The sequence below is a fragment of the Azospirillum sp. A1-3 genome, assembly GCF_023806445.1.
GTDB lineage: Bacteria > Pseudomonadota > Alphaproteobacteria > Azospirillales > Azospirillaceae > Azospirillum.
The window spans coordinates 111283-134878 of sequence record NZ_JAMSLU010000001.1 but is presented as its reverse complement, the minus strand read 5'-3'; the positions used below and the strand labels follow the sequence as shown (position 1 = coordinate 134878).

The following is a 23596-nucleotide window of genomic DNA, read 5'->3' as shown; positions in this document are numbered from 1 at the left end:
CTCCAGCCTGTGGGACCGGTTTGACGCCTAACATGGGGATTCCCGCCGGCGCAAGCGCGGCTATATGACGATGACGTTCAGCCGAATGGCAGACCGCTCAGCCCAGATTGTGCTTGGCCACCACCGCGGCGAAGTCGTCGCCGAAATGCTCGCCGACGCGGATGACGGAGACGCCGTACGGGATCTCCTTCAGCGACGGGTGGTCGAGGTTCAGCGAAGTCAGCAGCGCCATCGGCACATGCTGGGTCACGCTCATGGCACGCAGGCCGCGGATCAGGTCGAGGCCGGACAGCCCGTCCATCACCATAGAGGCGATGACCATGTCCGGCGGCACGCGCACGGCAAGGCTGATCGACTCGATCGGGTCGGTCACCGTCATGGTGCGGAAGCCGCAGGCCGCCAGCTCCGTCCCCAGCTTCTTGGCGACGACCTTGGACGGGGTCACCAGCATGATCTCGACGTTGCGGACATCGACGTCGGTGACCTGGAACTCATAGCGCACCGGCAGGGCGCGGATGATCCGGTTGGTCTCGGCCAGCAGCGGCTGTTCGGCGCGATCGACCAGCTCGGCGATGCGGTCGATGAAGATCTGGGCGTCGACCAGCTGCTTCTCGTCCAGCCGCTTCAGGCCGCTGAGGTAATCCTCCAGCCGGTGGGCGACGAGGCTGACGGTGGGATAGCCGAAGCTGGTGCCCATGCCCTTGAAATTGTGGGCTTCCAGCCGCAGGACGCCGATGGTGTCCGTGTCGCTGCGCTCGCCCTTCACGCGGTCCGCCAACGCCGCGTTCATCAGCTCCAGCCGATCGCGCGCGTCGTCCACGAACTCCATGCGCAAGCGGTCTTCGAGGTCGTCGGTCGACAGGGACGAGGCCATGGAGAGGATTCCGGCTGGGGAAAGGGGTACCCCGAAGGTACACCAAAACCGCACGCCGAAACAGACGCGGCGCGCCCCTATGCGATAAGGACGCGCCGCGCGAAATAAACCCTTAGATCCCGCAGGGAATCAGAGCCGGGAGAGCAGCTCCTGAAACCAGGCCAGACGCTCTTCCGTCTGGGCGATGTCGCGGTCCAGCCAGGAGGCGAAATGGCCGTCGCTGCCGACATCCGCCCGCTTCAGGTCGCCCAGCCGGGCCAGCTCGGTCTCGCTGAGCGCCACGAGATTGTCGATCTGGTCGCGCTGCGACTCGACATCCAGCAGATGCAGGAAGCGCAGCTTCAGCGCGGTGACCAGCTTGTTCAGCCCGTCGGCCGACGGCGCGCGGACATTGGCGCGCATCAGCGTGTCGAACTCCGCCCGGCCGGTTTCGGTCGGACCCAGCAAGGCGTTGTCTTCCATGCCGCTGCCGTCCAGCGCCTCGATCAGCCCCTCGTAGCGCAGCATCTCCAGCGAGGTGCCCATCAGGTCCAGCGACGGACCCATCATGCGATCGAGGAAATGACGGACGGAGCCGGCCAGATCGGCGTAGCGCAACGGACCGCCCTGGATCAGCGTGCCCAGGACGACGAGGCGCACGGCCTCCTTCGGCATCAGCGAGTTGTCACGGTACATGGCGAACCCCCTGGGCGATGCCCTGGATTGAAGGATGGACGGCAAGCACAACGACCGGCCCGCAGCAACGAAGCTGCGAACCGATCGCAACGCTATCCCTCAAAATAGGGGTGCACACGCCATCTGTCCAGAGGACAAAAGGCCCCTATCGCCAAAAGGGTCTTTCCCGGGCTTTCCAGGGGGGTGCGACTCAGGCGGCGAGACGCAGGTCCAGCCGGCTCCAGACGTCCAGCAGCGCCTCGACCAGCATGCCCATCTGCGCGTCGGTGTGCAGCGGGGTCGGGGTGAAGCGCAGCCGCTCCGTCCCGCGCGGGACGGTGGGGTAGTTGATCGGCTGGACGTAGATGTTGTGCCGGTCCAGCAGCTCGTCGGACGCGCGCTTGCAGCGGTGGGCGTCGCCGACCATCAGCGGCACGATGTGGCTGACCGACGGCATCACCGGCAGGCCGGCGTCGGCGAACATCCGCTTCAGCGTGGCGGCGCGTTCCTGGTGCTGGGTCCGCTCGGTCTGGCTGGTCTTCAGGTGACGGATGGAGGCCAGCGCGCCCGCCGCCAGCACCGGCGACAGCGAGGTGGAGAAGATGAAGCCGGCGGCGAAGCTGCGGACGCAGTCGATCAGCGCGGTGGAGCCGGTGATGTAACCGCCCTGCACACCGAAGGCCTTGCCCAGCGTGCCCTCGACGATGGTCAGCCGGTCCATGGCGCCGTCGCGCTCGGCCACGCCGGCACCGCGGGCGCCGTACATGCCGACGGCGTGCACCTCGTCGAGATAGGTCATGGCGCCGTGCTTGTCGGCGACGTCGCACAGGTCATGGATGGGGGCGATGTCGCCGTCCATCGAATAGACGCTTTCGAAGGCCACCACCTTGGGCCGGCCGGGGGCGATGCCCGACAGCAGCTCGTCCAGGTGCTTGGGGTCGTTGTGGCGGAAGATGTGCTTCTCGGCGCCCGAATTGCGGATGCCGGTGATCATCGAGTTGTGGTTCAGCGCGTCCGACAGGATCACGCAGTTGGGCAGGATCTTGCCCAGCGTGGTCAGCGTCGCGTCGTTCGACACATAGCCCGAGGTGAAGAGCAGCGCCGCTTCCTTGCGGTGCAGGTCGGCCAGTTCGCGTTCCAGCAGCACATGGTAGATGTTGGTGCCGGAGATGTTGCGGGTGCCGCCGGCGCCGGCGCCGACCTGATCCAGCGCATCGTGCATCGCCTTCGTGACGCTGGGGTGCTGGCCCATGCCGAGATAATCGTTGGAGCACCAGACCGTGACCGGACGTTCGCGCCCGTTGGAATCGCGGAAGGTCGCCGTCGGGAAATTGCCCGCATGGCGTTCCAGATTGGCGAACACCCGGTAGCGGCCGTCCTGCTTCAGGGTCGCAATCTGGTTGCGGAAGAAAGTTTCGTAATCCATCGCGCGTTCCCGTTCGCGTTCATCCACACGGTCGGCTGCACCGGTTGAAGGCATATGGGCTAGGCCATTCGGTCGGCGCATCGAATAGGATGGCATGATCCTTACCGTCACGCCACCCGGCATTGATCGAAATCAAGCCAATGTCATATGGGACCTTCGCACAAGTGGCAGGCCTCCATGTCCTGCGGATGCCGCATGTCGGCTTCCCGCCGACAGACCATCCGAACGACGATGACTTGACCGAAGCGGCAATTGTATGGGCGGGAACTTTCCGCATAACCATGGCTGCAGTCAGGGAATACGTGCGTATGCCTGCGCCGCTCCCCCGGCGGCCAGAACCGGTTGTAGCGCACGCACCGGAACGTCCCAGGGTTGTGGTATTTTTCAACAAATCCGCTGAAGGAGAAAACTATCACTGCCATCATCTCTCACGGGCATGCCAGCAGGGAGGGCAAGATGGCGAAGCGGATCGTCCTGTGTTTCGATGGCACCTGGAACACGCCGGGCAGCGGCGACAACCCTGATAACAACAGGCAATCGACCAACGTCTGGAAATTCTATAAATCGGTACGGCCCGGCGGCGCCGACGGTACGACGCAATTCAGCTTCTACGACCCCGGCGTCGGCGCCGACGAGAAGGGCAACATCGTCCACGACTGGCTCAACCATATCTTTGGCGGCGCCTTCGGCCTCGGGTTGGACCAGAAGATCAAGGACGGCTACCGTGCCCTCGCGTCCAAGTATGAGGACGGTGACGAGGTCTTCATCCTCGGCTTCTCTCGCGGCGCCTACACCGCCCGCAGCCTGGTCGGCCTGATCCGCAACGCAGGACTGCTGCCGTCCACCAAGCTGGACCTGATCGACGACGCCTATGCCTTATACCGCAAGCGCGACGACGGCCCGGACGTGGAAGAGGCGACACGGTTCCGCGAGGACAACGGTTCGCGGCTGATCAAGATCCATTTCCTCGGCGTCTGGGACACGGTGGGTGCATTGGGCATACCGCTTGGCATCTGCGAACATCTGGACGAGAAGCTTTACGGCTTCCACGACACCGAACTCAGCGGACAGGTCCGCAACGCCTTCCAGGCGCTGGCGATCGACGAGCACCGCAAGACCTTTGCCGCCTCCGTCTGGGACCCGAAGGACAAGCCGCAACAGCGGGTGGAGCAGCGCTGGTTCGTCGGCTGCCATTCGAATGTCGGCGGCGGCTATGCGGACGACCAACTGTCGGACATCGCACTGAAATGGATGATGGAGCGGGCCGCCGAGTGCGGACTGGCGCTTGATCCCGAATGGATGCCCCAGGTAACGCCCGACAATGCGCTGGGCACCATCGTCGACTCCTATGCCCAGTTCCTGGACGGCCTCGGCAAGCTGGCGGAGCCGCGCTATTACCGCCCGGTCTGCGTCCTGCCCTACAGCGAGGAGAACCTGCACGAGTCGGTGCCGCAGCGTGCAACCGGCAACTTGGGCTATGCCCCGCCCAATGTCGGCTTCCGCAAGGCGCTGGTCCAGTTCGGCACCGTACAGGCACAGGAGCCGGCCCCGGCCGGCTGAGCGGAAGTGCCCAACGAAAAACGGGGCGGAGCCGTCCTCCGGCGCCCGCCCCGTTTCCCGGTAGCTCGATCGGTCCTTACTTGGTGCCGAACATGCGGTCGCCGGCGTCGCCCAGGCCGGGGACGATGTAGGCGTCCTCGTTCAGGTGGCTGTCGAGCGCGGCGGTGAAGACCTTCACATCCGGGTGCGACTCGTGGAAGCGGCGCACGCCCTCGGGCGCGGCGACCAGCGCCATGAAGCGGATGTTGTCGTCGTCGACGCCGTGACGGTTCAGCACGTCGCAGGCATGGGCGGCGGAGTTGCCGGTCGCCAGCATCGGATCGACGACGATGAACAGCCGCCCTTCGGCCGGCGGCAGCTTGACCAGATATTCGTGCGGCTGCTTGGTGTCATGGTCGCGATAGAGGCCGATATGCCCCTCGCGCGCCGACGGCACCAGTTCCAGCAGCCCGGCCGACATGCCGAGCCCGGCGCGCAGAACCGGCACGACCGCCAGCTTCTTGCCCAGGATCACCGGCGCGTCCATCGGCTGCAGCGGCGTCTCGATCCGCTCGGTGGTCAGCGGGATGTCGCGCGTCAGCTCATAGCCCATCAGCAGCGAGATCTCGCGCAGCAGGGTACGGAACCCGCCGGTCGATCGTTCCTTGTTCCGCATATGGGTCAGCTTGTGCTGGATCAGCGGATGGTCGAGGACGAACAGGTTGGGAAATTCGGGCAGGGTGCGCATGGAATCCGGATCACGGCTGACGGTAAGGTTATCGCGATCCTAGCGCGTCAGGGGGGCCTGGGCCAAGGGGGCTGACCGGCGGGCGTCGAACCGAACCACCATCGAACGAATCGCCGGCTTTGCCTTTCAGCCTTGCCGCCGCATGAACTCGGCGAAAAGCGGCACGCTGAAATCCAGATATCCATGGTCGGAACTGAAGACCATGCCTTTTGAAATAATGCTTGCCCGGGCCGGTCCCAGGGATTTTTGAGAACGCCCCATCGACTTGGCAATGTCCGCCATTGCGTAGGGACCATCGCCGAGTTGCGCCATCGCCTTGACAAACTGGACCTCAGCCTTCGTCAGGCGATCGATCCGAACCTTGAAGAATCCCTCGTCCAGCCGCGCGAGTGTTTCCCCATAGGAACGCTCGACATCGGCGTCGGTGATTTCCGGCCCCTCCGAATTGTCCCATACGACCGAGGCCAATTCCTGGATGAAGAAGGGATAGCCCTTCGTTCGCTCATAGATAGCCTGCAGTGCTTCCGGTGTGATCGAGGCGTCTTCTTCAAGAACCGGCTTTTCGACGGCTTGGCCGGCGGAGACCGGATCAAGTGCTCCCACCGACGGGTATTGAAACAGCCGTTCCGCGTATGACTTGGCCTCTCCCGCCAAACGGGCGATTTGCGGAAGACCGGCACCGACCATCAGGACGGGCAGGCCATCCTGCGACGTGCGATGCAACGCGACAATGAGCGCAGACAGATCGGCGTCGGACAGGTATTGGACCTCGTCGATCAGAAGCAGCCAGCCACGCCCCGCGGCTTGGGCAGCCTTCCCGATCAAGGTGAACAGGTCCGGCAGATCGTACTGGAGGTCGCCTGTCTCAGCCAGCCCGGGTTCAGGCTCCACCCCCACCTCGACACCGGCCATCTCGATCTTGAAGATCGACGCGAAGTTTCGCAGACCTTTGAGACCGCGTGTCGCAAGATGCTTTGCCGCCTCCACACCCGACAGCGACCTCATGACTTTCCGCATTTCCGGGAAAATCAGGCGGGCGAGGCTTTCCCCTTCCGGAGACTCGGCTCGGGAGACGAGCAACCCCTCCCGTTCGGCAATCCGGCCGATCTCATTGAGCAGCACGGTCTTTCCAACGCCGCGCAGGCCCAGCAGCATGATCGGACGCGCATTTCGTCCGTTCACGGCCCGGCCGCAGGAGATCTTCGCCATATCGAGAATGGCGGATCGGCCAGCAAGTTCCGGAGGACGGCTGCCCGCCCCCGGTGCGAATGGATTGCGATAGGGATCCACTGGGACTCCGCAAAGCATGCGATAGCTAGCGGTTTATAGCGAAGTCTAGCGCCGGGAACTAGACTTTCCTAGTCATCCCTAGACATGTCCGGAGCGCCAAAGCTGAAACCCAGGTGACGGGCGACCCGGACATGCGGGAAATGGCCGAGCTACCCCCGCCCCGCCTTCGCCGCCGCCGGCTTCGGTTCCGGGCGGTCGATGCCGTAGCGGATCACGCGGTTGCGGCCGGAATTCTTCGCCTGATAGAGCGCGCGGTCGGCGCAGACCACCAGATCGTCGACGGTCAGGTCGGACACCGCCTCCACCAGCCCGAAGGACGCGGTGACAGGGATCATCCGGCCGTCGGGCAGCACCACCGGCGAGCGCATCAGGTCGACGCGCAGCCGTTCGATCACCTCATAGCCCTCGTCCAGCCTGGTTTCCTTCAGGCAGACCAGGAACTCCTCGCCGCCCATGCGGAAGGCCTCGTCGAAGCTGCGGACGCCGCGGCTGATGACGGCGGCGGTGGCGGCCAGCACCCGGTCGCCGATGTCGTGGCCGTAGCTGTCGTTGATGCCCTTGAACTTGTCGATGTCGCACAGCGCGACGCAGAAGGGCTGGCCGGTGCGGCGATAACGGTTGTGCTCGCGCTCCAGCGCCTCGCCCATGCCGCGCCGGGTGCGCAGGCCGGTCAGCGGGTCCAGGCCGGAGGCGGCGGCGGCGAAGGCGCGCTCCATCCGGCGCAGGTGCAGCATGAATTCTTCGAACCGGCCGACCACCCCCTCGAACTCGGCCTCGGTCGGCAGCTCGCCGCCGGACGCCTTCAGCAGGATCAGCCGGGCCTGCCGGTGCATCTGCTCGTGCAGGGTCGCCAGCTTCTGCACCGCCGGCTGCTGCAGCAGGTCGTCGCGGCTGGCGGCCTGACACCAGGCCTGGAAGGAGGCCGGGGCCGACGACCGCTCCCCGCCACGCCCCTCACGGTAGAAAACGGCGCGCTGCCACTGGCCGATCCAGCGCAGATGCTCGTCGAGCACGGCGCCGAGCGCCTCGGTTGTGGACGGAGTGGTCGAATCGCTCATGGGCGCATCCTACCCGACGGCGCAAGGTCCCGCCATGCGACCAAGATAAGCCGTAGCATTCGTCTAAAACAGGGTGCTTTCGCCGAAAAACGGCCTCAAAGCGCGGCCACCGCCGACAGGAAGGCACGGACCAGCGCCGGGTCCTTGTGGCCGGGGCGGTCCTCCACGCCGGACGACACGTCGACCTCGCTGGCGCCGGTGACCCGGACCGCCTCGGCGACATTCTCCACCGTCAGCCCGCCCGACAGCATCCAGGGGCGCGGCCAGCTGTGCCCGGCCAGGATCGTCCAGTCGAAGGCGATGCCGTTGCCGCCGGGCAGCGCCGACACCTTGGCCGGCGGCTTGGCGTCGAACAGCAGGCGGTCGGCGACCTCTGCCGCCTCCATCGCCGTGGTCAGATCTTCCGGCCCGCCGATCTTCACCGCCTTCATCACCGGCAGGGCGTAGCGGCCCTTGATCTCGACGATGCGGCGCGGCGTTTCGGCGCCATGCAGCTGGATCAGGTCGAGCGGCACCTGCCCGGTGACATGCTCCAGGAACTCGTCGTCGGGATCGACGAACAGCCCGACGGAGCGCACGCCGGTCGGCAGCAGCCGCGCCAATTCCGCCGCCATCGGCGGGGCGATGGCGCGCGGGCTGCGCGGGTAGAAGACGAAGCCGACATAGCGCGCTCCGCCGGCGACGGCGGCGCGCAGGCTTTCGGGCTCGCTCAGCCCGCAGATCTTGGCGGCGACGGTCATGCGGTCCCCTCAATTTCGGCGACGATGCGGCGGGCGGCGGCGGCCGGATCGGCATCGGCGGTGATCGGCCGGCCGATGACCAGATGGTCGGCGCCGGCGGCCAGCGCCTCCGCCGGGGTCATGATGCGCTTCTGGTCGTTGGTGGCGGCCCAGGCCGGGCGGATGCCGGGCACCATCAGGATGAAGTCCGGACCGCAGGCCGCCCGCACCAGCGCCACCTCGGCCGGCGAGCAGACGACGCCGTCCACCCCCGACGCCTTGGCGAGCTTCGCCAGCCGCACAACTTGCTCCGCCACCGGCACCGACTGGCCGACGGCGCCCAGATCGCCCTCGTCCAGGCTGGTCAGCACGGTGACGGCCAGGATCTTCGGCCGGTCGGCCCCGGCGGTCGCTGCCGTCTCCGCCGCCGCGCGCATCATCGCCGGCCCGCCGGCGCTGTGGATGGTCATGAAGGCCGGCGTCAGCGGCAGCGCCGCGCGCACGCCACCCGCCACCGTGTTGGGGATGTCGTGCAGCTTCAGGTCGAGGAACAGCGGCGGCCCGTCCTCCCCCACCACGGCGCGGACGCCGGCCGGCCCCTGGGCGATGAAGAACTCCAGCCCCAGCTTGATGCCGCCGACGGCCCCCGCCACCTGCCCGGCGATGCGGCGGGCGGCGTCGATCTCGGTGGTGTCGACGGAGCAATAGATGCGCGAGGCTGGCGCGGTCATGGGAATACGGTCTCCAGAACCCGGATGCGAATGGTCCGGCACCCTAGCAAGGGAAGTCGCCGCGCGCCAGTTTCAACCCCTCCGCTCCGCCATCCACTGCTCTGCCGTCCACCGCTCCAGCGCCGCGAACAGCGCGGCGGCGGTGGCGCAGGCGGTGGCGAGGGCGGCGGGGTCGGCAAGCTCCTCCTCCAGCCGCCCCATCAGCGCCTTCCAGGCCCCGGCCATGTCCAGCCCGTCCGACGCCAGGAAACGGGCGCCGCGCCGGGCGTCGTAACCCAGCGCGCGGGTGATCCCCGGCAGCATCGCCCGCCCGCCATGGGCGGAGCCGTCCAGCACATAGCGTGCCGCCAGCCGCGCCGGCGCGCTGTCCAGCGGCGGCAGGTCCGTCATCTCCGCCAGCCTGTCCGGATCGGTGCCGAGAACCCGCAGATCCTCGCGCAGCAGCGCCAGCCGCGCCGCGCCCCGCACCTCCCCCAGCGCCCGCTCGACCGGCGCGTTGAAGCCGTAGAGCACGGCCAGCGCGCGGGCATACTCCTGTTGCGTGATGTCCGGCCGGACCAGCGGCTGCAACACCGCGGCCTTGTCCAGCCGGTCGTGACTCTCCCGCGTCGCAGCGCGCAGCGCCTGCCTTGCCGGTCCCATCAAACGTGCTCCGCGCTTCCGCTCAGGTCGAGGCCAGCACGCCGGACAACGGCGCGGGTCCGCCGGTGGACGCTTGGCTTGCTTCCTGCTGCCGCGTCCACAGGGCGGCGTAGGCGCCGCGGGCGGCCAGCAGGTCGGCATGGTGGCCGCGCTCGATCACCCGGCCGGCCTCCAGCACCAGGATCTCGTCGGCGTCGATGACGGTGGACAGCCGGTGGGCGATCACCAGCGTGGTGCGGCCGCGGCTGACCTCGCGCAGGTTGGCCTGGATTTCGCGCTCGGTGTGGGTGTCGAGCGCGCTGGTCGCCTCGTCGAACAGCAGGATCGCCGGGTCCTTCAGGATGGTGCGGGCGATGGCGACGCGCTGCTTCTCGCCGCCGGACAGCTTCAGCCCGCGTTCGCCCACCGTGGTCTGGTAGCCGTCGGGCAGCGCCATGATGAAGTCGTGGATGTGGGCCAGCCTTGCCGCCCGCTCCACCTCCGCCGGGCTGGCGCCGGGGCGGCCATAGGCGATGTTGTAGAAGACGGTGTCGTTGAACAGCACGGTGTCCTGCGGGACGATGCCGATGGACGCCCGCAGCGAGGACTGGGTGACGTCGCGGATGTCCTGCCCGTCGATCAGCACCCGGCCGCCGTTGACGTCGTAGAAGCGGAACAGCAGCCGGCTGATGGTGGACTTGCCCGCCCCCGACGGGCCGACGATGGCGACCGTCTTGCCGGCCGGCACGGTGAAGCTGACATCCTTCAGGATCGGCCGGCGCGGGTCGTAGCCGAACTCCACCCCCTCGAAGCGCAGTTCCGCGCCATCGACCGCCAGCGGCTTGGCCTCGGGGCCGTCGGCCACCTCGCGATCGACCGCCAGCAGCGTGACCATCGACTCGATGTCGATCAGCGACTGCTTGATCTCGCGATAGACGACGCCGAAGAAGTTCAGCGGCTGGTAGAGCTGCAGCAGATAGGTGTTCACCAGCACGAAGTCGCCCAGCGACATGCTGCCGTCGACGATACCCTTGGCGGCCATGCCCATCACCACCGCCAGCCCCAGCGAGATGATCGCCGACTGCCCGACATTCAGCAGCGACAGGCTCTGCTGGCTGCGCACCGCCGCCTTCTCGTAGCTCTGCAGGGCGCCGTCGTAGCGGCGGGCCTCATGCTCCTCGTTGCCGAAATACTTGACCGTCTCGTAGTTCAGCAGGCTGTCGATCGCCTTGGTGTTGGCCTTGCTGTCGGTGTCGTTCATCAGGCGGCGGAACTTGATGCGCCATTCCGACACGAAGAAGGTGTAGAGGATGTAGCCCATCACCGTGACGAAGGTCGCCAGCGCGAACCAGACGCTGAACAGCTTCCACAGCACGGCGCAGACCAGCGCGATCTCCACCAGCGTCGGCACGATGGAGAACAGCGTGTAGCGCAGCAGCGATTCGATGGCGCGCGTTCCGCGTTCCAGCGAGCGGGTCAGGCCGCCGGTCTGGCGTTCCAGATGGAAGCGCAGAGACAGCGCGTGCAGGTGCCGGAACACCGACAGCGCCACCCGGCGGATGGTCCGCTGCGCCACGGTGGCGAAGACGGCGTCGCGCAGCTCGGCGAAGATCAGCGAGGTCACGCGGGCAAGGCCGTATGCGACGATCAGTCCCAGGGGGATGGTCACCGCCGCGCCCGGCCCGACACTCCCGCCCGCAGAGGCAGGCGTCAGCGCGTCCACCGCATGCTTGTAGAAGATCGGCACATAGACGTTGGCGACCTTGGCGCCGATCAGCAGCAGCATCGCCGCCACCACCCGGATCCGCGTTTCCAGGGAATCGCTGGGCCAGATATAGGGCGCCAGCGAGCGCATCGCGGCGCGCAGGTCGCCGGACGGGCGGGTGAAGGCGCTGTTTTCGGAGGTCGGCGGAAGGCTGCGGCGCATCGGCTTCTTCGGTGGTCTCTGCGGGTTTCGGGAAACCAGCCCAGGGAATGGGCCAGACCATGGCGCCGCCCCGAAATGCTGTTCAGGCGACCTAACCTAGGGACCGGTGCGGCATCGTCAAAGCCCCGCGCCGCGACTTTGACACGATTTTGCCGCGGCCCAGGGACGCTTTCCCTGCATTTCCTTGCGCCATGGCAACGGACTGGAAACCATCTTCCTCTACCCTGCCGGGCGTATCGCGTTCGATCCGCACCGCAGACCAAGGCATTTGACCATGCAGAACGCCAGCTTTGCCGGCCGATTCAAGGTGGGCACCCGCATCCAGGTGGGATTCCTTCTGATCCTCGTCCTCCTCGCCCTGGTGGCAGCACTCGGCGTACGGTCGCTGTCGACGGTGGAGGACGGATTCACCCGCTATGGGTCGGTTTCGGACAACTCGATCCGGATTTCCGACATCGACAGCCTGGTCGCGAACATGCGGCGCAACGTGGTCAACTATTCCTTTTCCGGCAACGACGCGCTGATCGCACCGACCCAGGCGCAACAGAGGACGCTGGGCGAGATGCTGCGTGCCGCCCGCGACGCGACGCTGGACGATGGCCGCCGTGCCAACATCGAGCGGATGATCCAGAAGATCGACGGTTACAGCGCCAATTTCAGCCAGCTGGTCAAGGCGCGCGAACTGCGCGACCGGCTGGTGCCGGAAGAGCTGATGCCGCTGGGCATGAAGGCGCGCGAAGCCTTGAGCCAAGTGATGACCACGGGAATCGCGGCCGGGAACTTCGAAGCCGCCGCCCACGCCGGACAGGCGCAGGAAACGCTGATCCTTGCCCGCCTGGGCTCGCAGCGCTTCCTGACCGAGCCGTCGGCCAAGGCCGCGGACGAGGTGCGCGGCCAGATGGACGGCTTCATCAAGGCCGCCCGCAAACTGGCCGATACCCTCACGGATCCGGCGCACAAGCGCGCTGCCGAAGAGGCTGCCCAGATTGCCGGCCGTTACCTGGAAAGCTTCAACCGCGTCGTCACCGCCGTGAACGAGGCCCAGACGCTGGCCTTCACCACCATGAGCGCGGAGGCGGAGGAGTTCGGCGATCTGGTGACGAAGACCGTCGCCGCCCAAAGCGAAGTCCGCAAGGCGATGCTGACCGGCGCGCAGAACGACATGGAGACCACCACCAAGTTGCTGATCGGCATGGCTGTGGGCGCCTTCGTGCTCGGCATCCTGGTGGCGCTGATCACCGCGCGCTCCATCGTCCGTCCGGTGGTGCAGATGACCGGCACCATGACGGAGCTGGCCGCCGGCAACCTCGCCGTCGACGTGCCCGCCCTGGGGAACCGCGACGAGATCGGCAGCATGGCCAAGGCCGTGCTGGTGTTCAAGGACAACGCCGTCGAGAAGAAGCGGATGGACGAGGCGGAGCGCGAGCGGCTGGAGGCCGAGCGCCGCGCCGCCGAGGCCCAGCGCGCCCGCGAGCAGGCCATCGGCGAGGAGATCGCCGGCCTGATCGACGCCGTGTCGAAGGGCGACCTCGATCGCCGCATCGATCTGGCCGGCAAGGACGGCTTCTACAAGACCATGTCGCAGGGCATCAACCGCCTGACCGACACGGTGGAGGCGGTCATCGCCGACCTGGGCGAGGTGTTGAGCGCGCTGGCCCAGGGCGACCTGAACCGCCGCGTCACCCGCGACTACCAGGGCGCCTTCGAGCGGGTGAAGACCGACGTCAACGCGACCTCCACCCGGCTGGCCGAGATCGTCGGCCAGATCACCCAGGCGGCCGAGACCATCGCGGCCGCCGCCGCCGAGGTGTCGCTGGGATCCTCCGACCTCGCCGACCGCACCGAGCAGCAGGCCTCCTCGCTGGAGGAGACCGCGGCCAGCATGGAAGAGCTGGGGGCGACCGTGCGCTCCAACGCCGAGAACGCCCAGCGCGCCAACGTGATGGCGGCCCAGGCCCGCGGCTCCGCCGAGTCGGGCGGCGGCGTCGCCGGCTCCGCCATCGAGGCGATGCGCCGGATCGAGGAATCGAGCCGCAAGATCACCGACATCATCGGCGTCATCGACGAGATCGCCTTCCAGACCAACCTCTTGGCGCTGAACGCGGCGGTGGAGGCGGCGCGGGCCGGCGACGCCGGGCGCGGCTTCGCCGTGGTGGCGCAGGAGGTGCGGCAGCTCGCCCAGCGCTCCGCCCAGGCGTCGAAGGAGATCAAGGGCCTGATCCTGGACAGCGACGCCCAGGTGAAGGACGGCGTCGATCTGGTCAGCAAGGCCGGCGACGCGCTGCAGGGCATCGTGTCCGGCGTGCAGCAGGTGGCGACCCTGATCGCCGAGATGGCCTCGGCCTCGGCCGAGCAGGCGACGGCGCTGGACGAGATCAACTCGACCGTCGCCAACATGGACGAGATGACCCAGAAGAACGCCGCCCTGGTGGAGGAGACCACCGCCGCCGCCCAGGCGATGAGCGGTCAGGCCGGCGACCTGAAGTCTCTGGTCGGCTTCTTCAAGTTCGAACAGGCGGCCGGCTATGGTTATGCCGCGGCTCCGCGCGCGCCGGTCGCCGTCCATGCCGCTGCCCACACCGCCCAAACGGTCGCCACCACCCGCCGCGCCGCAGCGGCCCCCACCCGCGCCTCCGCCAAGCCGACCGCCAAGCCCGCCGCGCGCGGCAACGGCGCCGCCCACATGGTCGCCACGGCCAAGCCGTCCGCCCGCACCGACTCACCCGCGCGCGGCGCCACCGCCGTTCCGGTCCTGAAGCACAGCAGCGGTGACGACGACGACTGGAAGGAGTTCTGAGCGGCCCGCTTGGGCAGAGCCGGTCTGCGCTTTTTCGCTAAAAGCCCGAGTTAACGTTTCGGTGGGGATTGCGTGCTGCAATCTCCACCGATTTCGTTTCAGCCTGTGGTTTTCAGGAGGACGTCATGTCCCGCCGCCCCACCCCGCGCCGCCTTCTCCCGCTCGCAGCCCTGTTGCTGCTGGGCGCTTCGCTGAGCGGCTGCGGTGCCGTCACCGGCGTGGCCAGCGGCGCCGCCAGCATCGCCGGCACCGCCGTGGATGTCGTCGGCACCGTGGCGGAAACCTCCGTCGACGTGGTGACCTCGCCGCTGCGGTAAGGCTTCGCCTACCCCACCACCATCGCCGCCAGCGTCTCCAGCCGGTCGGCCTCATGCGCCGGCTTGTCCCAGCGGATGCGATGGATGCGGGGGAAGCGCATGGCCAGCCCGCTCTTGTGCCGGGTCGACGGGTGCACGCTGTCGAAGGCGACCTCCAGCACCAGCCCGGCCTCCACCTCGCGCACCGGGCCATAGCGGCGGGTGGTGTGGTTGCGCACCCAGCGGTCCAGCTCGATCAGCTCGGCGTCGGTGAAGCCGGAATAGGCCTTGCCGACCGGCACCAGCTCCTCCCCGCGCCAGACGCCGAAGGTGTAGTCGGAATAATAGCTCGACCGCTTCCCGTGGCCGCGCTGGGCGTACATCATCACGGTGTCGAGCGTCAGCGCCCCACGCTTCCACTTGAACCACGGCCCCTTCGGCCGCCCGGCCAGATAGGCGCTGTCGCGCCGCTTCAGCATCAGCCCCTCGATGCCGTTCTCCCGCGCGCCCTCGCGCAAGGCGACCAACTCGTCCCAGGCCGTGAAGGGCACCATCGGCGACAGATCCATCCGCCGCGGCTGCACCGCCTCGAACCAGCGCTCCAGCCGGGCGCGCCGCTCGACGAAGGACAGCCCGCGCAAATCCTCCTCGCCGTCGAACAGAATGTCGTAAAGCCGCACCCAGGCCGGCCCGTCGCGCAGCATCTGCGCCGTCACCGTCTTGCGGTTGAGGCGCTGCTGCAGGTCGTTGAAGGGCGCCACCACCCCGTCGCGCGCCACCAGCAGCTCGCCGTCCAGCACGGCGTCGAAGCTCATGTGATCGACGATATCGGGAAAAGCCCCCGACACGTCGTCGCCGGTGCGGCTGTAGAGCCGCCGCTCCCCGCCGCGCGCCACCATCTGGACGCGGATGCCGTCCCATTTCCATTCGGCGGCATAGGCGGCGGGATCCAGCCCGGCGCGGTCCTCCTCCTCCAGCGGGTGGGACAGCATCATCGGACGGAAGCCGGCGCCGGCGCCGGTGGCCGGTTGCTCGGCCCGCCCCTCCAGCCAGGCGAACAGCTCTGTGTAAGGGACGGTCAGCCCGTGCCAGACCTCCTCCACGTCATCGACGCTCACCTCCGGCCGGACAAGCCTGCCCCATTCCGCCAGCGCCGTCTTGGCCAGCCGAGCCGACACGCCGATGCGCAGCGCCCCGGTGATGAGCTTCAGCAGGGCGAAGCGCCCCGACGAGTCGAGCGTGTCGAGCCAGCCCTCCACCAGCCCGATCACCTGCCCGCGCTTGGCGGCCCGCAGCCCCTCCACCACCTCGTCCAGGCTCGGCGGCAGGCTGTTGGCTCGCTCGGGCCGCTCCGGCCAGATCAGCGCCACCGTCTCCGCCAGATCGCCGACATAGTCGTAGGACAGCGCCAGCAATTGCGGATCGACCCGCGTCGCCGCCAGTTCGCGGATCGCCGCCGGCTTGGCCTCGCGGAAGCTCAAGGCCCCGGTCAGCGCCGCCAGCGCCCAGCCGCGCTCGGGGTCGGGCGCGGTGGCGAAATGCTCGACCAGCAGGCGGATCTTGCCGTTGCGCGACGGCATGAAGACCAGCGCGTCGATCAGCGCGGCAAAGCGGTTCACGACGCCTCTCCTTCCCCGGCCTTCTCCGAAATCCCTTCCGAATCCTCATCCTCGAAACCGATCAGGGCCAGCGCGCGGGCGCGGATGCCGCGGCTGGTGGCGTAATGGACCAGCGCCTCCTCCCGGCCATGGGTGACCCAGACCTCCGGCGCGCCGACGTCCTCCAGCGTCTGGCACAGCTCATCCCAGTCGGCATGGTCGGAGATGACCAGCGGCAGCTCGACACCGCGCTGGCGGGCACGCTGGCGCACCCGCATCCAGCCCGACGCCACCGCCACCACCGGATCGGCCAGCCGCCGCGCCCAGCGGTCGGCCACCGCCGCCGGCGGAGCCAGCACCAGCGCGCCCTTCAAATCCTCTTTCGCCGCGACGGTGGCCGGCCGCAACTCGCCCAACTCCACCCCCAAACTGCTGTACAGCCGGCACAGCGGCTCCAGCGCGCCATGCAGCCAGATCGGCCGGTCATATCCCGCCGCCCGCAGCAGGGTGATCAGCCGCTGGCATTTGCCGAGCGCATAGACGCCGACGACATGGCTGCGCTCCGGGAACAGCGCCATCGAATGGAGCAGCTTCTGCACCTCCTCCAGGTCGGGCGGATGGCGGAACACCGGCAAGCCGAAGGTCGCCTCGGTCACGAAGACGTCGCAGGGCACCGGCTCGAAAGCTGCGCAGGTGCGGTCGAGCCGGCGCTTGTAGTCGCCCGACACCACCACGCGCGACCCGGCATGCTCCAGCACCACCTGCGCGCTGCCCAGCACATGGCCAGCCGGCACCATCCGCACCCTGACGTCGCCGATGGTCAGCCCCTCGCCATACTCCAGCGGCTGCAGGTTTCCTCCCACCCCCTCCCCCATCCGCTGGCGCATGATGGCGAGCGTGCCGGGAGTCGCCAGCACATGGCGGTTGCCAGGCCTTGCGTGGTCGGAATGGCCGTGGGTGACGACCGCGCGCTCCACCGGGCGCACCGGGTCGATGTAGAAGCCCCCCGGCTCGACATAGAGCCCCTCGGGAAGGACCTTGATCCACCGGTCGGGGTGGGGACGATCTGGATTGGACCCAGCCTGATTGGATTGGTGTGCAGCGGACATGCGTCCTAATATAGGGCGCGACAACCGGAGACCCAGCGCATGCACCCGATCCTGCTGCCGACCCCCGAAATCGCCGACGCGCTTGCCGCGAGCCGCCCGGTGGTGGCGCTGGAATCGACGGTGATCTCCCACGGCATGCCCTATCCGCAGAATCTGGAGACCGCCCGCGCGCTGGAGGCGGAGGTGCGGGCCGCCGGCGCCATCCCCGCCACCATCGCGGTGATGGACGGGCGCATCCGCATCGGGCTGGACGACACGGCGCTGGAACGGCTGGCCACCGCAGGCCACAAGGCGCGCAAGCTGAGCCGCCGCGACCTGCCCATCGCCATCGCCACCGGCGGCATCGGCGCCACCACGGTGGCGGCGACGATGATCGGGGCGCGGCTGGCCGGCATCTCCGTCTTCGCCACCGGCGGCATCGGCGGCGTCCATCGCGGGGCGGAGACCAGCTTCGACATCTCCGCCGACCTCAACGAGCTGGCCCGCACCTCCGTCTGCGTGGTCTGCGCCGGCGCCAAGTCGATTCTCGACCTGCCCAAGACGCTGGAGGTGCTGGAAACCCGCGGAGTCCCGGTCCTGGGCTTCGGCACGGACGAATTTCCCGCCTTCTACAGCCGCCGCAGCGGCCTGCCCGTCGATCATCGCTGTGACAACGTTCAACAGGTGGCAGACATCCTGCGGGCGAAATGGCAGCTTGGCCTGGAAGGCGGCGTGCTGCTCGCCAACCCCATCCCACCGGCCGACGAGCTGGACGCCGACCTGATGGAAGCAGCGGTCACCCAGGCGCTGGCCGATGCGGAAGCCAACAATATCAAGGGGAAGGACATCACCCCCCACCTGCTGGCGGCGCTGGAGCGCATCACCGGCGGGCGCAGCCTGACCGCCAACATCGCGCTGATCCGCAACAACGCGCGGGTCGCGGCGGGGGTCGCCGCCGCCCTTGCCGCTCCCTAGAACCGAACGGATAAGCCTACTCCTGCGGTGGTAAGGCTTTAGCCCCGGGGCCGGCTTAAGACCCCGTTAACCGCCTGCGCGCAAATCTGTCGTCATCGAACGAGCGGAGGCTTCAATGCGCGCACCCAGCAGCACCTCGACCCTGGTTTCCCGGATGATCGCGATGGCCGGCCAAGGCGACGAGGCGGCGGGCGTTGCGGAGATGAAGGAGCCGGCACACGTCAAGCGCATCGTCTGGGCCTCCCAGGCGGCCAAGCTGCGCGTGTCGCTGTCGTCCCGCTCCATCCACGAGATCGAAGCCGCCGTCACCGCCGACCTGGACAGCATGGAACTGCCGGAAGTGTTCTTCACCTCCGTCGAGGTGGGCGGCCATGTGGTGACCTGCGACCTCGACGCCTCCGGCACCGCCTCCATCTTCGGGCTGATCGAAGCCCACGAATATGACGATCTGGTGGAAGAGGCCGGCGACGACGCCCTGTTCGGCGTCGATTGGGACGGCGTCTACATCACCCCGGCCCGCACGCGGCACTGAACGCGACCTCTCCGGTCCGACAAGCCCAGCCTCCGAAAAACGCCCCGCAGCCCGCCTGCGGGGCGTTTTGCGTTTACGGCCGTTCCCCAACTCACGACACCGGCGACGGCGGCCGGGTCGCCGCGGCGCAGGGCATGCCGACCACCACATCGTCGCCGTCGATCAGCGGCAAGTCGGCCCGCCGTTCCTCCCAGGCCGCCAGGAAGGCGTCGATGCGGTCGGCCGGCAGCGGCCGGCTGATGAAATAGCCCTGGATCAGGTCGCAGCCCATCTGCGCAAGCACCTCCCACTGGGCCGCCTCCTCCACCCCTTCGGCCACCACGCTGCGGCTCAGGTCGTGGGCGATGCGCGAGATGGACGACACCATGCTGCGCGCGTCGGGGCGGCGGTGGACGTCGTCGATGAAGGCCTTGTCCAGCTTCAGCGTGTTGATCGGCAGCGTCCGCAGATAGGTCAGCGACGAATAGCCGGTGCCGAAATCGTCCAGCGCGATGTGGATGCCGGCCTGCCGCAGCGCGTTCAGCTTGCCGATGGCGGCGTCGAGCGAGCCGATCATCTGCGACTCGGTGATCTCCAGCTCCAGCCGGTGCGGCGGCAATCCGGTGCGGGCCAGGATCTCCAGCACCCGCGGCACGAAATCATGCTGGGCCAGCTGGACCGCCGACATGTTGACGCTCATCGTCACGTCGCCGGCCCCGCGGCAGGCCAGCCCGACCGCCTCGACGCAGGCGGTCTCCAGCACCCACAGCCCGAGCGGGACGATCAGGCCCGAATCCTCGCACACCGGAATGAAGCGGTCCGGCGACACCGGCCCCAGTTCCGAGTCGGTCCAGCGGACCAGCGCCTCGAAGCCGCGGACCCGGCCGTCGGCCGTCGCGGCCTGGGGCTGGTAATGCAGGCTGAAGGACTGGCGGTCGAAGGCCAGCCGGGCGCGGCTGAGCAGCTGCATGCGCTCCACCACGTTCAGGTTCATGTCGGCGGTGAAGGTGCAGATGCTGCCGCGCCCATTGTCCTTGGCCCGGTACATGGCGGTGTCGGCATTCTGCAGCAGATCGTCGAAACAGCGGCCGTCCCAAGGATAGCGCGCGATGCCGATGCTGCAGGAAACGTAGAAATGCTGCCCTTCGACCAGGAAGGGCGCGGCCAGAGCCTGCTCCACCCGCCGCGCCACCTCCGCCGGGGCACCGGCATCGCCGCCCTGGACGACCACCACGAACTCGTCGCCGCCCAGCCGCGCGATGAACAGCCCCTCGCCGGCTCCCTTGCTGATGCGCCGCCCCATCATCGCCAGCAGCTCGTCGCCCGCCTTGTGGCCGAACCCGTCGTTGATGAACTTGAAATTGTCCATGTCGAGGAACAGCAGCGCCAGCGACCCGGCCTTGCCGCAAGCCCTGTTGTCGGCGATCAGCCGGTCGACATGCCGTTCCAGCATCAGCCGGTTGGGCAGCCCGGTCAGCGAATCATAATGGGCCAGATGGTCCAGCCGCGCCTGCTGCTGCTTCTGGGCGGTGATGTCGGTGTAGGAGCCGCCCATCATCGTCGGATGCCCCTGCTCGTCGAACAGGGCCTTGCCGGTGGCGTACAGCCACAGGTAACTGCCGTCGCGGTGACGGACGCGGTATTCCACCCGGTATTCCGGCAGCTCGCCCGACAGGTGGCGGCACAGCTCCTCTTCCGCATGCGCACGGTCGTCCGGGTGGACGCGGTCGTACCAGGCCGCCAGCGAATTGATGCTGACGGCATCCACCCCCAGCAGTTCCTCGACCCGGCCGGACAGGACCCGGCGGTCCTTGACGACGTCCCAGGTCCAGATGATGTCGCGCGACGCCTCGGCCACCAGCCGCATCCACCGCTCGCGCCCGCGCAGCGCCTCCTTGCTGGCGGTCAGCTCCTCCACCTTGCCCTGCAGCTCCCGGCGCGAGTCGCTGAGCGCATCGTTGCTCACCCGCAGCGCGGCCTCGGCCATCCGGCGTTCGCGCAGCGCGAAGGACAGCACCAGCACCATGCCGAACAGCAGCAGCAGCACGCCGCCGACCGTCACCACCAGCCAGCGGTAGGTCTCCATGAAGGAGAAGGGCTTGTTGACCAGTCGGTCGAGCGGCCCGAACGACATGGCGTCGATGCCATACCGCTCCGCCTGCCGGTAATCCGCCGCGCGGGAAACGGAGCGGTTCGTCTCCGCCGGCAGGCCAGCCACCCCGTCGCCGTTCAACATCCTCACCGCCCGCCGTCCCACCGCCCGGCCGTGCTCCTGTGCGCTCAGCAGGCTGCCGCCGACGATGCCGTGGCCGAGCAGGAAGTCCTGCAGGCCATAGATCGGCGCGCTGCTCCGCTGGCTCATCAGTTCCAGGAACTGCTCGGGCGGCAGAACCATTCCGTCGGCATCGGAGGCATAGCTCCCGAGCAGCACGGCGCTGCCGGGCGGCAGGGTCGCCAGCCGATCCTCCAGCCGGGCGAAGGGCAGGTCGGGCAGCACATGCCGCTCCAGCCCGGCGGGAAGACGGCCGGCCGCCGCCAGCGCCTCGACCTCGATATCCAGGGCAAGTCCCGATTCGGTCTGGTCGCGCAGAAGGAACAGGTGGCGCAGCTTCGGGTTGGCCGCAGCCGCCATGCGGACGGTTCCTTCGATATCCTTGCCCTCGTCCACCCCGACCACATTGCGCTCGCCTGCGGTCCGCTGGCGTGCCGTTGCCGCGATCACGCCGCCATGCACCAGCGGCACCGGCCCATACAATTCCCGCCGCAGGTCGAGAGCGAAGTCCAATGCCGCATCGTCGGTGGTGATAATGGCATCGACGGTGCCCTGAGGATGGCGAAAGGCGATCAGTGCCCGCAGAAGCTCCAGGCCGCTCCGGTCCGGAAAGCGCTTCCAGTCCAGGTAATAGGCAATCACGATCGCGGTCGGCGCCTCCGCCTCCAACAGCTTGGTGATACCGTCGGCCTGACCATGGGTCCACTCGTAGCCCTGGTGGTAGGAATGCAGGACCAGCACCGTCCGGTTCGCCGCCGACGGCCGTCCGGCGGCGGAGGACGCCATCGCCGCCAGCAGAAGTCCCAGCAGAAGGACGCAGCCGCGCACCCACCTGATGGGACGTATCGCAGGCCAGCTGGTCATTGGGCATCCTTCGGTCGCCGATCCGGCCGGACTCTTCGAACTCCGCAAAGTGATCGAAAATCTCCGACCCTCCCACCTTGAAGGATAAGCAGGCAAGGCACCTCAGCGCCATAGACTTCTTATAAGGGATCTTCCGATCCTCTTGGTTAATTTCAATAGAAGATTGGAACGCCATCAAAAACACACTCGCATGGGTCGTGCTTGAATATTTGAAAGCACGCTTCTTCTTGTGCAGTGCGAACAGAAAAGGCGGATCCCATGCCTTGTCATTAACCTCCGCCGGCTCCGGCGGATCGTTGCGGAACGGACGACACAATCCGGCTGTTGTCCCGGCTGCACCCCGCCCCTTCCCCATTCCGGAGCCGGTCCCTTGTCCGCTGCCTTTGCCCAGCCCAATGCCAAGCCCCTGCCCTACGCGCCGTCGGTCGAAAATCCCGGTCCCGATGAGACCCGGATCTTCGAGGAACTGGCGGAGACGATGCTGTCGATCAGCGCCAAGACCTTCGAGGACAGCGGCCACGCCAACCGCAGCGTCCATGCCAAGAGCCACGGGCTGCTGATCGGCCGGCTGGACGTGCTGGATGATCTGCTGGCGGAGCTTGCCCAGGGCCTGTTCGCGCGGGCGGAGAGCTATCCGGCGATCCTGCGGCTGTCGACCACGCCGGGCGACATCCTGCCCGACAGCGTTTCGACCCCGCGCGGTCTGGCGGTGAAGGTGCTGGGCGTGTCCGGCGACCGGATGCCGGGATCGGAGGACGAGGCCACGCAGGATTTCGTCATGGCCAACGCCCCCGTCTTCTCGGCCCCCGACGCCAAGCAGTTCCTGAAAACGCTGAAGCTGCTCGCCGCCACCACCGACCGGGCGGAAACGGCGAAGAAGGCGCTGTCGGCGGGCTTGCGCGCCGCCGAACGGGTGGTGGTGGCCTTCAGCGGCGAGAGCGCCACGCTGAAGACGCTGGGCGGCCACCCGGAAACCCACATCCTGGGCGAAACCTTCTACAGCCAGGCGGCCCTGCGCTTCGGCGACCATATCGCCAAGCTGCAGATCGTGCCGGTCTCGCCGGAACTGACCGCGCTGGCCGGCGCGGCGCTGACCGTCAACGGCAAGCCGAACGGCCTGCGCGAAGCGGTGGTGGAGTTCTTCCGCGACAACGAAGCCGTCTGGGAACTGCGCGCCCAGCTGCGCACCGACGAGGAGCGCATGCCGGTGGAGGATGCCAGCGTGCTGTGGCCGGAGGAGTTGAGCCCCTACCGCGCCGTCGCCCGCCTCATCGTGCCGGCGCAGACGGCGTGGAGCGAGGAACGGTCGCGCGCCGGCGACGACCGGCTGTCCTTCAGCCCCTGGCACGGTCTGGCCGCGCATCGGCCGCTCGGTTCGATCATGCGCGCCCGCCGCCTGGCCTACGACCGCTCCGCCGAATTCCGCATGGACCGCAACGGCTGCCCGATGCAGGAACCGTCGGCGGGCTACCGGCTGCCGGGGTAAGCGTCAGCGCTCCCTCTCCCGCCCCGGGAGAGGGAAGGGGCCCATGCGGAGCATGGGAAGGGTGAGGGGTCAGGCACGAAGCCATGCGCTTCGGGATTCTTGGGTCACCCCTCACCCTCCCC

The 23596-nt window shown here is 67.9% G+C and carries 19 protein-coding genes; 6 read left to right on the top strand and 13 right to left on the bottom strand.

Going from position 1 to position 23596, the window contains the following annotated elements; genetic code table 11:
* Positions 1–97: 97 nt before the first annotated feature.
* From M5E06_RS00560 to hemA, 3 genes are all read right to left on the bottom strand, one after another.
* Positions 98–874 carry an Hpt domain-containing protein gene (locus M5E06_RS00560; protein WP_109074335.1) on the bottom strand — a complete coding sequence of 259 codons (777 nt, stop codon included), beginning with the start codon at positions 872–874 and terminating at the stop codon, positions 98–100.
* Between the two features lie 129 nt (positions 875–1003).
* Entirely contained in the window at positions 1004–1549 is a 546-nt protein-coding gene (locus tag M5E06_RS00555) for a hypothetical protein (RefSeq protein ID WP_109074336.1), read from the bottom strand.
* Between the two features lie 190 nt (positions 1550–1739).
* Positions 1740–2954, bottom strand: a complete 1215-nt coding sequence (gene hemA, locus M5E06_RS00550; RefSeq protein WP_252136784.1) for a 5-aminolevulinate synthase — start codon at positions 2952–2954, stop codon at positions 1740–1742.
* 456 nt (positions 2955–3410) lie between these two features.
* Between hemA and M5E06_RS00545 the strand changes: the two genes are divergently transcribed.
* The gene (locus tag M5E06_RS00545) at positions 3411–4514 is read left to right on the top strand and encodes a T6SS phospholipase effector Tle1-like catalytic domain-containing protein (protein WP_252136783.1); all 1104 of its coding nucleotides are present in this window, start codon (positions 3411–3413) and stop codon (positions 4512–4514) included.
* A gap of 76 nt (positions 4515–4590) precedes the next feature.
* Here M5E06_RS00545 and upp read toward each other — a convergent pair whose 3' ends face one another.
* From upp to M5E06_RS00510, 7 genes are all read right to left on the bottom strand, one after another.
* Entirely contained in the window at positions 4591–5241 is a 651-nt protein-coding gene (upp, locus tag M5E06_RS00540; protein WP_085087593.1) for a uracil phosphoribosyltransferase, read from the bottom strand.
* 126 nt (positions 5242–5367) lie between these two features.
* Entirely contained in the window at positions 5368–6531 is a 1164-nt protein-coding gene (locus M5E06_RS00535; RefSeq protein WP_252136782.1) for a DUF8462 domain-containing protein, read from the bottom strand.
* Positions 6532–6680: 149 nt separating this feature from the next.
* Positions 6681–7589 (bottom strand): diguanylate cyclase, encoded by a 909-nt coding sequence (locus M5E06_RS00530; protein ID WP_109150375.1) that lies wholly within the window; start codon positions 7587–7589, stop codon positions 6681–6683.
* A gap of 95 nt (positions 7590–7684) precedes the next feature.
* Positions 7685–8329, bottom strand: coding sequence for a phosphoribosylanthranilate isomerase (locus tag M5E06_RS00525; RefSeq protein WP_252136781.1), 645 nt, complete (start codon positions 8327–8329; stop codon positions 7685–7687).
* Positions 8326–9039: an orotidine-5'-phosphate decarboxylase gene (pyrF, locus tag M5E06_RS00520; RefSeq protein ID WP_252136780.1), complete on the bottom strand. Its 714-nt coding sequence runs from the start codon at positions 9037–9039 to the stop codon at positions 8326–8328. The genes M5E06_RS00525 and pyrF overlap by 4 nt, the downstream gene beginning before the upstream one ends.
* Positions 9040–9111: 72 nt before the next feature.
* Positions 9112–9681: a biliverdin-producing heme oxygenase gene (locus M5E06_RS00515; RefSeq protein ID WP_252136779.1), complete on the bottom strand. Its 570-nt coding sequence runs from the start codon at positions 9679–9681 to the stop codon at positions 9112–9114.
* Between the two features lie 22 nt (positions 9682–9703).
* Entirely contained in the window at positions 9704–11587 is a 1884-nt protein-coding gene (locus tag M5E06_RS00510; RefSeq protein ID WP_252136778.1) for an ABCB family ABC transporter ATP-binding protein/permease, read from the bottom strand.
* 274 nt (positions 11588–11861) lie between these two features.
* Between M5E06_RS00510 and M5E06_RS00505 the strand changes: the two genes are divergently transcribed.
* The gene (locus M5E06_RS00505; RefSeq protein ID WP_252136777.1) at positions 11862–14384 is read left to right on the top strand and encodes a methyl-accepting chemotaxis protein; all 2523 of its coding nucleotides are present in this window, start codon (positions 11862–11864) and stop codon (positions 14382–14384) included.
* Positions 14385–14509: 125 nt separating this feature from the next.
* On the top strand, positions 14510–14701 hold the full coding sequence (locus M5E06_RS00500; protein ID WP_252136776.1) for a hypothetical protein: 192 nt from the start codon (positions 14510–14512) through the stop codon (positions 14699–14701).
* An 8-nt stretch (positions 14702–14709) separates the two neighbouring features.
* On the opposite strand, the gene M5E06_RS00495 is transcribed toward M5E06_RS00500, so the two are convergent.
* Together M5E06_RS00495 and M5E06_RS00490 are read right to left on the bottom strand one after the other, a co-directional pair.
* Complete coding sequence (locus tag M5E06_RS00495) at positions 14710–16299, bottom strand: cisplatin damage response ATP-dependent DNA ligase (RefSeq protein WP_252136775.1); 1590 nt, start codon at positions 16297–16299, stop codon at positions 14710–14712.
* Positions 16296–17387, bottom strand: coding sequence for a ligase-associated DNA damage response exonuclease (locus tag M5E06_RS00490; protein ID WP_252136774.1), 1092 nt, complete (start codon positions 17385–17387; stop codon positions 16296–16298). The genes M5E06_RS00495 and M5E06_RS00490 overlap by 4 nt, the downstream gene beginning before the upstream one ends.
* A 39-nt stretch (positions 17388–17426) precedes the next feature.
* Between M5E06_RS00490 and M5E06_RS00485 the strand changes: the two genes are divergently transcribed.
* Positions 17427–18341 carry a pseudouridine-5'-phosphate glycosidase gene (locus M5E06_RS00485; RefSeq protein WP_252136773.1) on the top strand — a complete coding sequence of 305 codons (915 nt, stop codon included), beginning with the start codon at positions 17427–17429 and terminating at the stop codon, positions 18339–18341.
* Positions 18342–18456: 115 nt separating this feature from the next.
* The gene (locus tag M5E06_RS00480; RefSeq protein WP_109150959.1) at positions 18457–18873 is read left to right on the top strand and encodes a hypothetical protein; all 417 of its coding nucleotides are present in this window, start codon (positions 18457–18459) and stop codon (positions 18871–18873) included.
* Positions 18874–18964: 91 nt separating this feature from the next.
* Here the strand turns inward: M5E06_RS00480 and M5E06_RS00475 are convergent, their stop codons facing one another.
* Positions 18965–21988: an EAL domain-containing protein gene (locus tag M5E06_RS00475; protein ID WP_252136772.1), complete on the bottom strand. Its 3024-nt coding sequence runs from the start codon at positions 21986–21988 to the stop codon at positions 18965–18967.
* A 370-nt stretch (positions 21989–22358) separates the two neighbouring features.
* Here M5E06_RS00475 and M5E06_RS00470 point away from each other — a divergent pair, with 370 nt between their 5' ends.
* Positions 22359–23474 (top strand): catalase family protein, encoded by a 1116-nt coding sequence (locus tag M5E06_RS00470; protein WP_252136771.1) that lies wholly within the window; start codon positions 22359–22361, stop codon positions 23472–23474.
* Positions 23475–23596 lie beyond the last annotated feature (122 nt).

Excerpts from the sequence above, each read along its gene's own strand:
- pyrF (WP_252136780.1), bottom strand. The coding sequence starts at position 9,039 with ATGACCGCGCCAGCCTCGCGCATCTATTGCTCCGTCGACACCACCGAG.
- M5E06_RS00505 (WP_252136777.1), top strand. The coding sequence starts at position 11,862 with ATGCAGAACGCCAGCTTTGCCGGCCGATTCAAGGTGGGCACCCGCATC.
- M5E06_RS00485 (WP_252136773.1), top strand. The coding sequence starts at position 17,427 with ATGCACCCGATCCTGCTGCCGACCCCCGAAATCGCCGACGCGCTTGCC.
- upp (WP_085087593.1), bottom strand. The coding sequence starts at position 5,241 with ATGCGCACCCTGCCCGAATTTCCCAACCTGTTCGTCCTCGACCATCCG.
- hemA (WP_252136784.1), bottom strand. The coding sequence starts at position 2,954 with ATGGATTACGAAACTTTCTTCCGCAACCAGATTGCGACCCTGAAGCAG.
- M5E06_RS00475 (WP_252136772.1), bottom strand. The coding sequence starts at position 21,988 with ATGACCAGCTGGCCTGCGATACGTCCCATCAGGTGGGTGCGCGGCTGC.
- M5E06_RS00560 (WP_109074335.1), bottom strand. The coding sequence starts at position 874 with ATGGCCTCGTCCCTGTCGACCGACGACCTCGAAGACCGCTTGCGCATG.
- M5E06_RS00555 (WP_109074336.1), bottom strand. The coding sequence starts at position 1,549 with ATGTACCGTGACAACTCGCTGATGCCGAAGGAGGCCGTGCGCCTCGTC.
- M5E06_RS00530 (WP_109150375.1), bottom strand. The coding sequence starts at position 7,589 with ATGAGCGATTCGACCACTCCGTCCACAACCGAGGCGCTCGGCGCCGTG.
- M5E06_RS00490 (WP_252136774.1), bottom strand. The coding sequence starts at position 17,387 with ATGTCCGCTGCACACCAATCCAATCAGGCTGGGTCCAATCCAGATCGT.
- M5E06_RS00545 (WP_252136783.1), top strand. The coding sequence starts at position 3,411 with ATGGCGAAGCGGATCGTCCTGTGTTTCGATGGCACCTGGAACACGCCG.
- M5E06_RS00510 (WP_252136778.1), bottom strand. The coding sequence starts at position 11,587 with ATGCGCCGCAGCCTTCCGCCGACCTCCGAAAACAGCGCCTTCACCCGC.
- M5E06_RS00480 (WP_109150959.1), top strand. The coding sequence starts at position 18,457 with ATGCGCGCACCCAGCAGCACCTCGACCCTGGTTTCCCGGATGATCGCG.
- M5E06_RS00525 (WP_252136781.1), bottom strand. The coding sequence starts at position 8,329 with ATGACCGTCGCCGCCAAGATCTGCGGGCTGAGCGAGCCCGAAAGCCTG.
- M5E06_RS00515 (WP_252136779.1), bottom strand. The coding sequence starts at position 9,681 with ATGGGACCGGCAAGGCAGGCGCTGCGCGCTGCGACGCGGGAGAGTCAC.
- M5E06_RS00500 (WP_252136776.1), top strand. The coding sequence starts at position 14,510 with ATGTCCCGCCGCCCCACCCCGCGCCGCCTTCTCCCGCTCGCAGCCCTG.